Here is a 13,433-nt window from a genome sequence, read left to right as displayed (position 1 = left end):
CCCGCGTTCGTTTTCGCGGCCGTGACGCCGGACTGCCCCGCTAGCCGGGCAGGACCCGGGTGCGCCGGCGGCGGCCCCACTCCATCAGGATGAACGTCACGCCCACCGCGAGCATCGCGCTGGCACCACCACACCCGGCGGCCATCGCCTGCTGGGAGGGGCTCGTCATGGCGCTCGCCAGCACGCCGGGATCCTGCGGCGGCGGGGACGAAGACGGGCCTCCGGTGGCGGTGAATCGCTCGCCGTCCGCGTCTTCATCCGCCGGGGCCTGCTTCGTCGCCACGGTCTGGGACTTGAGCGACGACGCGCTGGTGGAGAAGAAGGACAGCCGGTAGCTGGAGCCGGAGGACGGCTCGATGCCGAAGAAGCACACCAGCGGCACGCCCGAGGACAGCACGTCCGGTGCCGCCGGGTAGCCCGCGAAGCCTGACACCGACGCGAGCTCCTTGCCCGCGCCCGGCTTGCCGCTGGAGGACAACGCGCGGACCCACAGCCGGTAGCCCGTGCCGTCGCTCCGGGGCTGATTGTAGAAGACGTACAGGCTGCTGCCCGCGCGCACGAGCGCCGGCTGCGTGGCCCAGTCCCCGTCCTCCAGCACCTTCACCGCGGAGCCGAAGGCGTTGCCGTCGAAGCGGCGGTACAGCAGCCGTTCGGAGTTGTCCTTGTAGACCAGGTGCAGGCCGCCATTCCCGTCCGCCACCGCGCTCATCGCGGCGCCGTGGTAGATGCCGTCGGAGAAGGCGGTGCGCGTGGAGGACCAGCTGGACACGGACGCACTGTCATCACGGATGCGGTAGTGCGTGGTGTCGCGCCCGTCGTGCGAGCTCCACAGCATCATCAGCCGGCTGCCCAGGCTGATGAGCCGCCCGCCCCCGCGCTTCGGGACGTCGTGCGCGAGCGCGGGCTGGGTGCGGAAGGTGGAGCCGCCGTCACTGCTCACGGAGACGACCAGAGTGTTGCTCGCGTCCTTCTCCCGGAAGAAGGCCTGCACCCAGAGCCGGCCCTTGGAGTCGCGCGCCAGCTCCGCGCGGTAGTACGCGGTGCTGGAGCTGGTGGAGTCGAAGACGCGCACGGGCGTGTCCGGGAGCCAGCGGTTCTTGGACGCGCTGTAGCGCCACCACTGGAAGTACACGTCGCGTGACGTGGAGCCGCTGATGCCCGCGCTGTCCGGCGTCTCCACCGCGTAGACGAGCGCCACGTCCTTGCCCACCACCACCAGGTCCGCGCGGTCGTAGGTGGAGCCGTCGTGGATGATGCCCTCCTGCTTCCAGGTGCTGCCGCCGTTGTCGCTGCGGAACATCCGCAGGCCGTGCCCGTCCTGTCCGCCCTGCTGCACGGCCGCGAGCAGCACGGAGCCCTCGCTGCGGGACACACGCACGATGTGCCGGTGCGCGGGCAGCGTCAGCGCGTTGCCTCCCCGCACCGGGATGGCCGAGGGCGGTGTCGCCGCCGTCATGCCCGCCAGCAGGAGCCCTGTGACCGCCGCCCAACCCATGCCCACCCCTTCCGTTGGATTCCCCGCCGGGAAACTGGTGGGCGGGGGGAGGCGAAAGAAGGTGGGAAAAAGGGTTTCCGTCTGCCCGCCTGCCCTCCGAGGGGGCAGCGGCCGTGTCGTGGGCTGGACGCTTCAGCCGCGCGCCGCGGCCCTGCCGCCGATGTGCTCGCCCGCGTCCGGACGCAGCCGGCGGAAGAGCGGCCCAGCCAGCGACGACACGAAGCCGATGGCGAGGAACGGCAGGAGGAAGCGGTCCGGCGTGAGGCGCACGTCACCGCCGCCGCGCGCCACGTGCAGCATCAGGCCGCCGAAGCTGATGCCCACGCTCAGCGCCATCTGCTGCGTCACCACCGCGACGGTGGAGGCGTTGCTCACCAACTCCTTGGGGAGGTCCGCGTAGGCCATCGTGTTGGTGGCGGTGAACTGCAGGGAGCGCATGAAGCCGCTGAACACCAGCGTGCCGATGATGAACGGGATGGGCGTGGTGACGCCGAAGAAGGCGGGCACGGCCGTCACCGCGGCGGTGAGCAGGTTGGAGGCGATGAGCGTCTGACGGAAGCCCACGCGGCGGATGAGCGCGGGCGCCACCGGCTTGCACGCGAAGGCGCCCAGCCCCGTCCCGATGGTGACGAGCCCCGCTTCCAGCGGCCCCCAGCCCAGCGCCACCTGGAAGAGCAGCGGAAGGAGGAAGGGCGTCGCTCCCAGGCCGATGCGCACCAGCGCGCCGCCCATCATGCTGGCGCGGAAGGTGTCCACCTTGAACAGGCGCAGGTTGAGCACCGGGCGCGGCGTGCGCAGCGCGTGCCGCACGTAGGCCACCAGCGCCCCCACCGCCACCAGCGTGATGCCCGCCTGCACGGGCCACGGCACCAGGCCGATGCCCACCGTCTCCGCCGCGCCCATCAGCGCGGTGATGGCGACCACGGCGATGGCGAAGCCCTTCGTGTCGAAGGGGCCGGGATCCGGCTGCTTCAACGGGGGTACGAAGCGCGCCACGGCCCACATGCCCAACAGGCCCACCGGCACGTTGATGAAGAAGATCCACGGCCAGTCCGCGATGCCCAGGATGAGGCCCGCGAGCGGCGGGCCCAAGAGCGGCCCCATCAGCGCGGGCATGGTGAACCAGCTCATCGCGGACACCAGCTTCTCGCGCGGCGCCGAGTTCACGACGATGAGCCGGCCCACGGGCGTCATCAACGCGCCGCCCAGGCCCTGGACCGTGCGGAAGATGACGAGCTGCGCGAGCGTCTGGGAGAAGCCGCACAGCACGGAGCCCGCGAGGAACACGACCATGGCGGTCATGAAGACGCGGCGCGGACCGAAGCGGTCGGCGATCCACCCGCTCGCGGGCGCGAGCACCGCCAGGGCCAGGATGTACGACGTCAGCGCGAGCTTGAGGTGGACGGGGTCGGTGCCGAACGCCACGGACAGCGTGGGCAGCGCGGTGGACAGCGCCGTGGAGTCCAGGAACTCCATGAACAGTGCGCTGGCCACCGCGATGGATGCCAGCCGGGAGCCTCGGGTGGACGGGGTGCTGGGAGGCGCGGTGGAGGCAGTCGCGGTGACGGACACGTCCTTTTCTATGCGCATGCCACACCGCGCCTGTCACGCCCGTGTGAAGGCGCGGCCACGCCCGGCAGAAGCGCTCGTACTCCCAGCGCGAAGAGGTGGGGCCCTCGCGTGAAGCGGGCGCGGCGCTCCGGCTGGAGGGCGACCGAGCAGGCACCCCAACCCGGTTCCTCCAAACCTGTCCGACTGTCGGACAGCTTCGTGCGGAGCGTCCCCGACAGGGAGCCCCGCCCGTCCTTCAGGGCTCCGACGGCTCGTTGCGCGCGGCTTCGGCCAGGGTGCGGGCCTCTTCGCGCAGCTCGTCCAACCGGACGCGGTGACGCTGGAGCAGCGCGTCCACCTGTTCGACGCGGGCCTTGTCCCCGCGCGACTTCGCCTCCTGCCGTTCGCCTTCCAGCCGCGACACGTCTCGCCCCAGCAGCGTGGCGATGTGCTCCGTCTTCTCCAGCCTCCAGCGCGCCGTCTGTGGCTTCTCCTCTTCGATGGGGTCGTTCTGCTGCGGCGGCGCGTTGGCCACCTCCGGCTCCGGCGGCACGTCTCCGGGCGAGGGCGAGACCACCGTGGCGTGGGGCGGCGCGGGGTCCGGCGTCCGCACCGGCACCGCGCGCTTCGGAGACACCTGGGCCGCCGTCACCGAGCCGGGGCCCGCGTTCGGCACCGGCGGCGGGGCGGGAGAAGAGGTGTCGCGCGACGGCCACAGCGCCACGGCGATGAGCGCGGCCACCAGCACGCCGACGCTCCCCAGCATCACCCGCTCACGGTTCCGCATCGTCCACTCCCCCTACAACCGAAGGCGCCAGCCGTCACCCTGGCGCTCCACCCGGAAGAGGAACGGCTCCGCGCGCTCCGTTCCTCCCTGCGACACCCGCGCCCGCACGACCACCGCGTTCGGGTCGCGGCCATCCACCTTCGCGTCGAGCACGTCCACCAGGCCCATGCCGTGCTCGCGCAGGTCCTTCACCGTCTCCTCGCACGGAGGCACGCCCTGCCCCGTCACCAGCATGGGGCCCAGCACCGAGCAGTCCCCGGACGGCAGGGCCTGGAAGAAGCGGCGCACCGCCGCCTCCCCGGCCTCCGCCTTGGAGGACGTCGTGGACGTACAACCGAGCACGGCGAGCGCGGCGAGCCACAGCCCCACCGCCCCCACCGCGTGCCTCACCTCGCGTCGTCCCATCCGGCCTTCAGTAGCAGTTGGGCGCGAACAGCTCGTCGTCCGACGCGGACGCGAACTGATCATTGCACCAGGCGCTCGCCAGCACGTGGCCGTTGCGCACGCAGCCGTCGTGGTTGGTGGCGTCCAGCGTGTACTGAGTGTCGCCACCGCAGCCGCCGCCGCAGCGGCCGAAGCAGTTGCCCATCACCTTGGGGCGCGACCAGTGGTCCGGCTCGCCGCACACCCAGGTGCTGCCGTTCATGTAGTACTCGTCGCCGCTGCACGACGTGTGGTCACCCAGTTGGGCAATCTGCTGGTTGCGCGCGTTGTCGAAGCCGCCCTTGTCGCAGTCGTGCTTCGCGTACGAGTACCAGTTGTACGTACCGCCACAACTGCCCGTGTTCTTGCCGCCACACTTCGCGTAGCTGCACAGCATCGTGTAGCCGCGGCCCTGCTCGCCCATCACCGTGCGCTTGAGCGCGACGCTCGTGGGCTGCTGCGCCCACAGGCCCACCGCGCGGCGCAGGTACATGGCCTCCGGCGCCGCCGCGTCACCCTGCGGCAGTCCCTGGTTCAGCGCCCCGTAGAACGCGCTCAGCACCTGGCGGTCCGCGTCCACCACCTGCGTGTCCTGCACGTTCGTGTCCGCGAAGCCATCCAGCGTGGACACGCCCGACGCCGGGTCCATCAGCCCCGTCAGCGTCATGCCGTGCATGCGCACCTCCAGGCGGTACACCCCGGGCTCCACCTCGCGCGAGGCGAAGGACACCGTCTGCCCGTCATGCGCCCAGGTGCCCTCGGTCAGGCCTGTCCCGGAGCGGAGCGACAGCCCTTCCGGAGACGCCGGCGGAGCTTCCGTGCCCGCCCCACCACAGCCCCACAACAGCAACGCCGCGACCGCACCACCCAGTGCCTTGCGCATCCGTGTTCACCCTCCGGCCAGGACAACTTCCAAGAATTCGAGGCGAGTGCCGGATTACCGGGCGGCTGAACGGGGAACAAGGCGAGGTGCGTCAGCTGGGGCCTCCAAGCATCCAGTCAGTACCGGAGGACAGCCTGCCTGTTCACGGCGGACGGGCGCGGAGGGGCGGGGATGTGGCATGACGGGCCCGCGAAGCAGGTCGTTCCCCTAGTGGAGGAAGTCCCCTTGAAAATCCCCGCGCTCACCGTGGTGGCGGCGCTCGCCGCGACGGGTTGCTCCAACGGCAGCATCACGCAGAACCGTGAAGCCATGGCCCGCATCGCCACCAACACGGCGAAGCCCCAGCTGGCGCCCATGAAGGGCTCGGAGTCGCTGGCCGGAACGCCGGACGCCTTCAAGGCCCTGTGCAAGGCGGACCTGGAGCGCGCGCAGGCGCAGGTGGCCGCGCTGAAGAAGCTGGATCCGAAGACGAACGGCCAGGGCGTCCTCAAGGCATACGACGAAGCGCAGACGGCCATCCTCAACGCGGCCAACCGCTCCAGCCTCACGCATGAGGTGCACCCGGACGCCGCCATGCGCGACGCGTCCCGCGAGTGCGAGCAGCAGGTGGACGCGGCCAACGTGGCGCTGTCGCAGGACCGCGGCGTCTACGACGCGCTGTCGCTCGTGGACCTGTCCAAGGAGGACGCGGCCACGCACCACTGGGTGGACCGCACGCTCCTGGACTTCCGCCGCGCGGGCGTGGATCGGGACGAGTCCACGCGCGCCAAGGTGAAGACGCTCAACGAGGAGATCCTCAAGCTGGGCCAGCAGTTCGGGCAGAACATCGCGGAGGACACGCGCAGCGTGGCCTTCACGACCAAGGACCTGGACGGGCTGCCGGAGGACTACAAGAAGGCGCACGCGCCCGGCGCGGACGGCAAGGTGGTCATCACCAGCAACTACCCGGACTACTTCCCGTTCATGACGTACGCGAAGAACGCGAAGGCGCGCGAGAAGCTCTGGCGCACCTACCGCCAGCGCGCGTTCCCCAAGAACCAGGCGGTGCTCGCGCAGCTCATCGAGAAGCGCAACGAGCTGGCCACGCTGCTGGGCTACAACACCTACGCGGCCTTCACGACCGAAACGCGCATGACGCGCACGCAGCAGGCGGCGGCGGACTTCATCGACCAGCTGGCGCAGGCCACGGAGGTTCGCGCGAAGAAGGAGATGGCGGACCTGCTGGCGCGCAAGAAGAAGGACGTGAAGGGCGCCACCGTGGTGGAGCCCTGGGACCAGGACTACTACGAGGACCGGCTGCGCGCGGAGAAGTTCGGGTTCGACTCGCAGGCGGTGCGGCCCTACCTGGAGTACGCGCGGGTGAAGGACGGCGTGATGGGCATCACCTCCAGCCTGTGGGGGGTGGCCTTCCAGCCGGTGAAGGACGCGAAGACGTGGCACACCGACGTGGAGGCGTATGACGTCGTGGACGGCGGCAAGCCGCTGGGCCGCATCTACCTGGACATGCACCCGCGCGACGACAAGTACAAGCACGCGGCGCAGTTCGACCTCGTCACGGGTGAGCTGGACAAGCGGCTGCCGGAGGCCGTGCTGGTGTGCAACTTCCCGCGCCCCGGCGACCTGATGACGCACGACGAGGTGGGCACGTTCTTCCACGAGTTCGGCCACCTGATGCACACCATCTTCTCCGGCCACCAGAAGTGGACGCCCATCTCCGGCATCTCCATGGAGCGTGACTTCGTGGAGACGCCGTCCATGCTGCTGCAGCAGTGGGCGGAGCAGCCGGAGGTGCTCAAGAGCTTCGCCAAGCACCACGAGTCCAACGAGCCCATCCCCGCGGAGCTGGTGGAGAAGCTGCGCGCGTCGAAGGAGTTCGGCCTGGGCCTGTACGCGCGCCGCCAGCTGTTCCTGTCCGCGGTCAGCCTCCAGTACTACTCGCGCGCGCCGGGCTTCGACACGTCCGCGGTGCTCTCCGAGCTGCAGAAGAAGCTGTCGCCCTTCCGCCATGAGTTCCGCGACGGCACCCACTTCGAGCTCGCCTTCGGGCACCTGGATGGGTACTCGGCCGCGTACTACACGTACCTCTGGTCCTCCGTCATCGCGAAGGACCTGGAGTCGAAGTTCCAGGAGAACGGCTACCTGGACCGCGACACGGCCATGCACTACCGCAAGACGGTGCTGGAGCCCGGCGGCTCCAAGCCCGCCGCGGAGCAGGTGAAGGACTTCCTCGGCCGGCCGTACGGCTTCGAGGCCTACCGCGCGTACCTCGACGGCTCCGCGAAGCCGACGGGCACCGCGAAGGAAACGAAGTAGCGCTGTCGCTTCTCCGGAAGCGGGCCGCGTCCTTCAAGCCCGCTTCCGGGAGTGCCGCGCCGCCTGACCCGCCCTCGAGGGCAGGAGTCGGCGCGCGGTGCCCTTCCGGTCCCCGGGCCCTGCCCGGTCGCGGAACTCCCCTTCCCCACTTGAGCCCTCACGCGTGCCCATCTCCACCCCGGGGACGGAGCCTGGCGTCGGCCTGTCGTCACGCCGCGGCTGGTGAGCGTCTTGCTTTGGAGCGCGCTCGCTGGGGCCCATTCGCGGCCCGGGGGAGGCGTGCACGCGGTGACGGCCTGCGGTCGGAGATGGTGGAAGGTGGGCCTCGCGGCGGTGGCGGTGGTGCTGGCCGCGGGCTGCAACGATTCACTTCCCAAGGCGCGGGTACTGCCAGGACCGGACGCACCCGTGGATCCGCAGGACGCGCTGTGCCGCTCGGCGGCGCGAGACCCGGGCCGTGTCACGCTGCACCGCCTCAACCGCGCTGAGTACAACAACACCGTGCGCGACCTCTTGGGCGACACGGGCTCGCCCGCGAGCAGCTTCCCGCCGGACGACCACGGCTTCGGCTTCGACAACAACGCGGACGTGCTCAGCATGTCCCCGCTGTTGATGGAGAAGTACGCCCACGCGGCGGAGGCGCTGGTGGAGGCCGCGTGGACGCGAGGTGCGTTCAATGCGTGCGTGCTCGACCCCGCCCAACCGGAAGCGTGCGCGCGCGAGTTGCTCAAGCCCTTCGCGCGCCGCGCCTGGCGCCGACCCGTCACGCCGGAAGAAGTCGAGCGGCTGGTCGCGTTCGTCTCGTTGGCCCGGCAGCAGGGCGAGACGCCGGAGGTGGGCGTGAAGCTGGCGCTGCGCGCGGTGCTGGTGTCGCCGCACTTCCTCTTCCGCGTGGAGCTGGACCCCGCCCCCACGTCCACGGTGCCGCACGCCGTGAGCGACCTGGAGCTGGCGAGCCGCCTGTCCTACTTCCTCTGGAGCAGCATGCCGGATGAAGCGCTGCTGCAAGCGGCGGAGAGCGGCCACCTGCACGAGCCGGAGGTGCTGGAGGCGCAGGTGCGGCGCATGCTGGCGGACCCCAAGGCCCACGCGCTGGTGGACAACTTCGCGGGCCAGTGGCTCTACACACGCGCGCTCGACTTCTCCCAGCCGGAGTCGCGCTACGGCTTCGACGAACCGCTGCGCGAGGCCATGCGCCAGGAGATGCAGCTCGTCTTCCAGGAGTTCGTCACCGGGGACCACCGCCTCAAGGACCTGCTGGACGCGCCCTTCACCTACGTGAATGACCGGCTCGCTTCGCACTACGGACTGCCCAAGCCCGGCACCCCCGCGATGACGCGCGTGGAGCTGAAGGACCACCCGGAGCGCGCGGGCCTGTTTGGCAAGGGCGCGCTGCTCACCGTCACCGCCAACCCGGACCGCACGTCGCCGGTGAAGCGCGGCGTCTGGGTGCTGGAGCAGCTGTTGTGCAAGGGACCGCCACCGCCACCGCCCGACGCGGGCGGACTGGCCCCGGCGGTGGACCCCACGCTCAACATCAAGGCGCGCATGGCGGAGCACCGCGCGAACCCCGGCTGCGCGGGCTGTCACACGCTGATGGATCCGCTGGGCTTCGGCATGGAGAACTTCGACCCGGTGGGCCGCTGGCGCACGAAGGAGGAAGGCGGCGCGGTGGTGGACCCCAGCGGTGAGCTGCCCGGCGGCAAGGTGTTCAACGGCGTGGCGGAGATGCGCGCGGTGGTGAAGCAGGACCCGGACCTGTCCGCGTGCATGACGCGCCACCTGCTCACCTATGCGCTCGGGCGCGGCGCGGAAGAACAGGACCGCTGCACCGTGCGCGACATCTCCCAGCAGGCCGAAATCCGGGGCGGCCGACTCACCGACTACATCCTCGCCATCGTCCGCAGCGACGCGTTCCTGCAACGGCGTGGCGAGTCGGAGGAACACACGCCATGAGCCGCACCCCTGCCCTCTCCCGCCGGACGCTCCTGCGCGGCATGGGCGCGCTGATGGCGCTGCCGCTGCTGGACGTCATGCGCCCGCGCACGGCCCGCGCCGCCACGCCGGCACCGCGCCGCTTCGTGGCCTTCTACACGCCCTGCGGCATCCACATGCCCAAGTGGACGCCCGGTGGGGAGGGCGCGAACTTCTCCCTCACGCCCACGCTCGCGTCGCTGGCGCCGGTGAAGGGGGACCTGCTGGTGCTGAGCGGCCTGGACAACCTGCCCGGCAGGCCGGACGGCGACGGCCACCACGCCGCCGCGACATCCGCGTTCCTGTCCTGCGTGAAGGCTCGCAAGACAGAGGGCACCAACATCCGCACCGGCATCTCCATGGACCAGGTGATGGCGAACGCGTTGGGCAAGGCCACGCGCTACCCGTCGCTGGAGCTGGGCATCGACCAGGGCAAGGGCATTGGCAACTGCGACTCCGGCTACGCGTGCCCGTACGCGAACAACATCGCGTGGGCGGGACCATCCACGCCCGTGCCCAAGGAGACGAAGCCTCGCGCGGCCTTCGAGCGGCTCTTCGCGGACTTCGACCCGAACGTCACGCAGGCGGAGCTGGCGAAGCGCAAGGTGTACGGCTTGAGCATCATCGACGCCGTGCGCGACGACGCGAAATCGCTCCAGGGGAAGCTGGGCACCACGGACAAGCACAAGCTGGACGAGTACTTCACCGGCGTGCGCGAGCTGGAGCTGCGCGTGAACGCGATGGACGGCACCGGCCCCACGTGCGGCGCCGCGGTGATGCCCGCGGACAGCGACGACGTGCGCGAGAAGACGAAGGCGATGCTGGACCTCATCGTGCTCGCGTTCCAGTGCGACCTGACCCGCACGTGCACCTTCATGCTGGGCAACGCGCGCAGCACCCGCGTGTATTCGTTCCTGGGGCTGTCCGGCGAGCACCACACGTACTCGCACCACCAGCGGGTCCAGGCCAACTACGACGCGCTGGCGAAAATCGACAAGTGGGAGGTGGAGCAGTTCTCGTACCTCCTCCAGCGCATGAAGGGCGTGCTGGAGGAAGGCGGGACGCTGCTGGACCACAGCGCCGTGTACTTCTCCAGCGAGATTGCCGACGGCAACATGCACGAGCACAAGAACCTGCCCATACTGCTCGCGGGCCGCGCGGGCGGCGCCATCTCACCGGGCCGGCACATCCGCTACGAAGGACAGCCGCTGGCGAACCTCTACATCGCCCTGCTCGGCATGTTCGGCGTGTCCGCGACGTCCTTCGGCGACGACGGCACCGGGCCGCTCCCGGGCCTGGGGGCGTAGGGCAGGAAGGGGCTCGGGCCCCTCGGGGGCAGCCTGCCCGGTTCGGTTCTCCTGCACGCGGGGCCCAGGTGCGGAATGATTCCGCGCATGGCTCTTCCTGTGTTCCGTCGCGGGCTCGCAGTGTTGGTGCTGGCCCCGTTGCTTGGCTGCGGTTCCAGCGCGAACGCGCAGCGGCCCGTCTCCGCCTCCACGAAGAAGGCCGCGGCCACCGCCGCCGCGCGCAAGGCAAATACGGCCACGCCCGCGCCTACCGAGGGCACGCGCAAGCCGGTGCCACCCGCCGCGGAGTTGAAGCGCGACATGGTGGCCGCGCACAACGAGGCGCGGGCGAAGGCCTCACGGCCCACGCCGAAGCCAGCGCTGCCCGCGCTCACCTGGTCCGACGAGGCGGCGCGCAAGGCGGAGGCCTACGTGAAGGAGTGCCGCTTCGAGCACAACCCGGACCGGGGCACCTTCGGAGAGAACCTGGCCGCCGCGACGCCGGACACCTGGAACACCGCGCAGGTGGTGAAGGGCTGGGCGGACGAGTCCGCTGACTACGACTACGCCTCCGGCAAGTGCAAGGCCGGGAAGATGTGCGGCCACTACACGCAGGTGGTGTGGCGCACCACGAAGACGGTGGGCTGCGCGACGCGGCTGTGCACGAAGAACTCGCCCTTCGGCGGCAACGTGAAGACGTGGCAACTCTGGGTGTGCAACTACGCGCCGCCGGGCAACTGGGTGGGCGAAAAGCCCTACTGAGCCGCGAGCGTGATGACCTCGATGCCGTTCGCCGTGCCCACGGCGAAGCGGCGGTTCGCGACGTCCAGCGCGAAGTGCGGCGGGGGCGGCAGGTGGTGACGGATGCTGGCCAGCACCTTCCCCGTGTCCAGGTCCTCCCAGCGCTGCACCACGCGGCCGGTGGCGCGGGACACGAGCTTCGGGTGGCCGAAGAAGTCCACCACGTGCTCCGCGTCCACGACCATCAGCGGGCCCGCGGGCTCCTCCAGCTCCACCTCCGACAGCACCTTGCGCTCCGTCAGCGAGTACGTGCCCAGGTAGAAGGTGTCGCCGTCGCGGGACTCATCCACGCGGACGAACACGAGCGTGTCCTTCACTCCAAAGGCGACGGACGTGAGGAAGATGCCGTTCTCCACGCCGTCCATCAGCGCGGCGCTGTCCAGCGACGCGGGCTCCTCCAGCGCGCGGGGCACGTCGAACACCGACGCCGCGTCCACCGGGTGCCAGATCCACCCCGCGCTCGCCAGGTAGCGCCCGTCCGGGCTGAACTGGAGCCGCGAGTGGAAGATGTCCGTCGGGGTGTTGTCGCGCTTCGTGAGGCGCTCGCCCGTGGCGGCGTCCTCCAGCTCCACCACGCAGTACGACTCCGGGCAGTGCGCCAGCAGCGTGCGTCCACTGGGGAGCGTGTGCAGGGCCACGGGATAGTCGTGGGTGTTCGCGTGGTAGAAGTCCCGCGTCAGCTGCCGGACCACCTCCGTGCCGTCGAGCAGCAGCCCCGTCGTCCCCAGCGACTCGTACAGCACGCTGTAGCGGCCGTCCGGGGACATCACCGCCCGGTCGAAGCGGTACGAGTAGCGCACGTGCGGGTCGAAGGTGGTCCCATCCAGGTGGTAGCGCACCACGCCACCCACCGGGTCCACCAGCGCGTCGCCGCTCCAACACAGGGAGCTGACGGCGCCCGGGGTCTTCAAGGTCTGTCTCTGGAAATCCATGGCGCCGGGGACGGGGGTGCCCGGCGCGGCCTGACGGCCCGCCCGGCTTCAGGCGGGGATCATCGTCAGCAGCTGCTGGGCCTTCGCGCGGAGCTCCTTGTCACCACCCTGGAGCACCTGCTGCGCGTGGTGGCGGGCCTTCGCCGGCTCCCCCAGGCGCAGCGCCAGCGCCAGGTTGAAGTGCGTGGTGGGGTCCTGGGGATGCGCCTCCAGCACCGGGGCCAGCACGCTCGCGGCGAGCGCCGGGCCTTCCTGCGGCACGTGCTCCAGGTAGTGCACCGCCAGGTCGTTGGGCGCGCCCGTGTCCGAGGGCGCCCGCGCGACGGCCTCTTCCAGCAGCGTGCGCACCCGGCCGCGCTGGCCCGCGACGTCCAGCGCCCGCGCCAGCTGCCGGCGGGCTTCCACCGACTCGGGGGCGCGCTGGAGGACCTCCTCGAAGAGGGGCACGGCCTCCGTCAGCTTGCCGGCGAGCAGCGCGGCCATGGCGTGCAGGCCGATGAAGTTGGGGTTCTCCGGCGCCAGCTGGCGCAGCCGCAGCGCGGCGGCCAGGGCGTTCTGCGTGAGGCCCCCGAGCAGCGACAGGTTGAAGATTTCTTCCCAGAGGACCGCGTCGTCCGACGCCAACGTCAGCGCGTCCCGCAGCTCCTGAAGCGCGAGCCCCAGGTCCCCCGTCTCCAGATACGCCCGCGAGCGCTCCCACTGCGCGCGGTAGGACTCCTTGACCATCGTGCCCCTCAACCCCGGAACATCTTGTGGAACAGCCGCATGAACATGCCCGACTTGGGCGCGGTCTCCGGGCGGCCGGATTGCTGCTGCTGCGCCTCCGACTGGAGGTCCAGCTTCATCTTCAGCTTCTTGAGGTCCGGGTCGATGGAAAAGGTGCTGAACTCATCGTTCCCTTCAAGGGCTGTCTGGATCTTCCGCGCGCGGGATTCGTCTTGGCTCATGTCGCGTCTCCTGACCGGACCCTGACCCTACCACGGGGTAC

12 protein-coding genes are annotated in these 13,433 nt (G+C 70.5%); 4 read left to right on the top strand and 8 right to left on the bottom strand.

All coding sequences use genetic code 11. The annotated features are described in order from the left end of the window. Positions 1-40: 40 nt before the first annotated feature. The 5 genes from D7Y04_RS01015 to D7Y04_RS00995 form a co-directional block, all read right to left on the bottom strand. The gene (locus D7Y04_RS01015; RefSeq protein ID WP_121758044.1) at positions 41-1,495 is read right to left on the bottom strand and encodes a sialidase family protein; all 1,455 of its coding nucleotides are present in this window, start codon (positions 1,493-1,495) and stop codon (positions 41-43) included. Positions 1,496-1,627: 132 nt separating this feature from the next. Next, positions 1,628-3,085 (bottom strand): DHA2 family efflux MFS transporter permease subunit, encoded by a 1,458-nt coding sequence (locus tag D7Y04_RS01010; protein ID WP_216672713.1) that lies wholly within the window; start codon positions 3,083-3,085, stop codon positions 1,628-1,630. Between the two features lie 217 nt (positions 3,086-3,302). Further along, a complete protein-coding gene (locus D7Y04_RS01005; protein WP_121758043.1) occupies positions 3,303-3,833 on the bottom strand; it encodes a hypothetical protein in 531 nt (176 codons plus the stop codon). Between the two features lie 12 nt (positions 3,834-3,845). Beyond that, entirely contained in the window at positions 3,846-4,238 is a 393-nt protein-coding gene (locus D7Y04_RS01000; RefSeq protein WP_121758042.1) for a hypothetical protein, read from the bottom strand. A gap of 7 nt (positions 4,239-4,245) precedes the next feature. Further along, a complete protein-coding gene (locus D7Y04_RS00995; protein ID WP_120597822.1) occupies positions 4,246-5,139 on the bottom strand; it encodes a hypothetical protein in 894 nt (297 codons plus the stop codon). Between the two features lie 354 nt (positions 5,140-5,493). Between D7Y04_RS00995 and D7Y04_RS00990 the strand changes: the two genes are divergently transcribed. The 4 genes from D7Y04_RS00990 to D7Y04_RS00975 all read left to right on the top strand — a co-directional run bounded on the left by D7Y04_RS00990 (position 5,494) and on the right by D7Y04_RS00975 (position 11,474). Continuing rightward, complete coding sequence (locus D7Y04_RS00990; RefSeq protein WP_370457099.1) at positions 5,494-7,452, top strand: M3 family metallopeptidase; 1,959 nt, start codon at positions 5,494-5,496, stop codon at positions 7,450-7,452. A 288-nt stretch (positions 7,453-7,740) separates the two neighbouring features. After that, the gene (locus tag D7Y04_RS00985) at positions 7,741-9,408 is read left to right on the top strand and encodes a DUF1592 domain-containing protein (RefSeq protein ID WP_121759228.1); all 1,668 of its coding nucleotides are present in this window, start codon (positions 7,741-7,743) and stop codon (positions 9,406-9,408) included. Beyond that, entirely contained in the window at positions 9,405-10,733 is a 1,329-nt protein-coding gene (locus D7Y04_RS00980) for a DUF1552 domain-containing protein (RefSeq protein WP_121758041.1), read from the top strand. Before D7Y04_RS00985 ends, D7Y04_RS00980 begins: the two co-directional genes overlap by 4 nt. A gap of 87 nt (positions 10,734-10,820) precedes the next feature. Then, positions 10,821-11,474, top strand: coding sequence for a CAP domain-containing protein (locus D7Y04_RS00975; RefSeq protein ID WP_233601215.1), 654 nt, complete (start codon positions 10,821-10,823; stop codon positions 11,472-11,474). Here D7Y04_RS00975 and D7Y04_RS00970 read toward each other — a convergent pair. The 3 genes from D7Y04_RS00970 to D7Y04_RS00960 all read right to left on the bottom strand — a co-directional run bounded on the left by D7Y04_RS00970 (position 11,468) and on the right by D7Y04_RS00960 (position 13,392). Beyond that, positions 11,468-12,424, bottom strand: a complete 957-nt coding sequence (locus tag D7Y04_RS00970) for a hypothetical protein (protein WP_233601214.1) — start codon at positions 12,422-12,424, stop codon at positions 11,468-11,470. The two genes, D7Y04_RS00975 and D7Y04_RS00970, sit on opposite strands and share 7 nt — an antisense overlap. A gap of 69 nt (positions 12,425-12,493) precedes the next feature. Continuing rightward, on the bottom strand, positions 12,494-13,171 hold the full coding sequence (locus tag D7Y04_RS00965) for a lipopolysaccharide assembly protein LapB (protein WP_121758038.1): 678 nt from the start codon (positions 13,169-13,171) through the stop codon (positions 12,494-12,496). 8 nt (positions 13,172-13,179) lie between these two features. Next, complete coding sequence (locus D7Y04_RS00960) at positions 13,180-13,392, bottom strand: hypothetical protein (RefSeq protein WP_120566951.1); 213 nt, start codon at positions 13,390-13,392, stop codon at positions 13,180-13,182. Positions 13,393-13,433 lie beyond the last annotated feature (41 nt).

Source organism: Corallococcus sp. AB038B (genome assembly GCF_003668955.1).
Classification (GTDB): domain Bacteria; phylum Myxococcota; class Myxococcia; order Myxococcales; family Myxococcaceae; genus Corallococcus; species Corallococcus exiguus.
Note: the sequence above shows the minus strand (reverse complement) of the source record. Positions and strands in the feature narration are given on the sequence as shown.

Bases quoted from the DNA above. Each gene is read 5' to 3' on its own strand.
- D7Y04_RS01015 (WP_121758044.1), bottom strand. From the start codon at position 1,495: ATGGGTTGGGCGGCGGTCACAGGGCTCCTGCTGGCGGGCATGACGGCG.
- D7Y04_RS01010 (WP_216672713.1), bottom strand. From the start codon at position 3,085: ATGCGCATAGAAAAGGACGTGTCCGTCACCGCGACTGCCTCCACCGCG.
- D7Y04_RS01005 (WP_121758043.1), bottom strand. From the start codon at position 3,833: ATGCGGAACCGTGAGCGGGTGATGCTGGGGAGCGTCGGCGTGCTGGTG.
- D7Y04_RS01000 (WP_121758042.1), bottom strand. From the start codon at position 4,238: ATGGGACGACGCGAGGTGAGGCACGCGGTGGGGGCGGTGGGGCTGTGG.
- D7Y04_RS00995 (WP_120597822.1), bottom strand. From the start codon at position 5,139: ATGCGCAAGGCACTGGGTGGTGCGGTCGCGGCGTTGCTGTTGTGGGGC.
- D7Y04_RS00990 (WP_370457099.1), top strand. From the start codon at position 5,494: ATGAAGGGCTCGGAGTCGCTGGCCGGAACGCCGGACGCCTTCAAGGCC.
- D7Y04_RS00980 (WP_121758041.1), top strand. From the start codon at position 9,405: ATGAGCCGCACCCCTGCCCTCTCCCGCCGGACGCTCCTGCGCGGCATG.
- D7Y04_RS00975 (WP_233601215.1), top strand. From the start codon at position 10,821: ATGGCTCTTCCTGTGTTCCGTCGCGGGCTCGCAGTGTTGGTGCTGGCC.
- D7Y04_RS00965 (WP_121758038.1), bottom strand. From the start codon at position 13,171: ATGGTCAAGGAGTCCTACCGCGCGCAGTGGGAGCGCTCGCGGGCGTAT.
- D7Y04_RS00960 (WP_120566951.1), bottom strand. From the start codon at position 13,392: ATGAGCCAAGACGAATCCCGCGCGCGGAAGATCCAGACAGCCCTTGAA.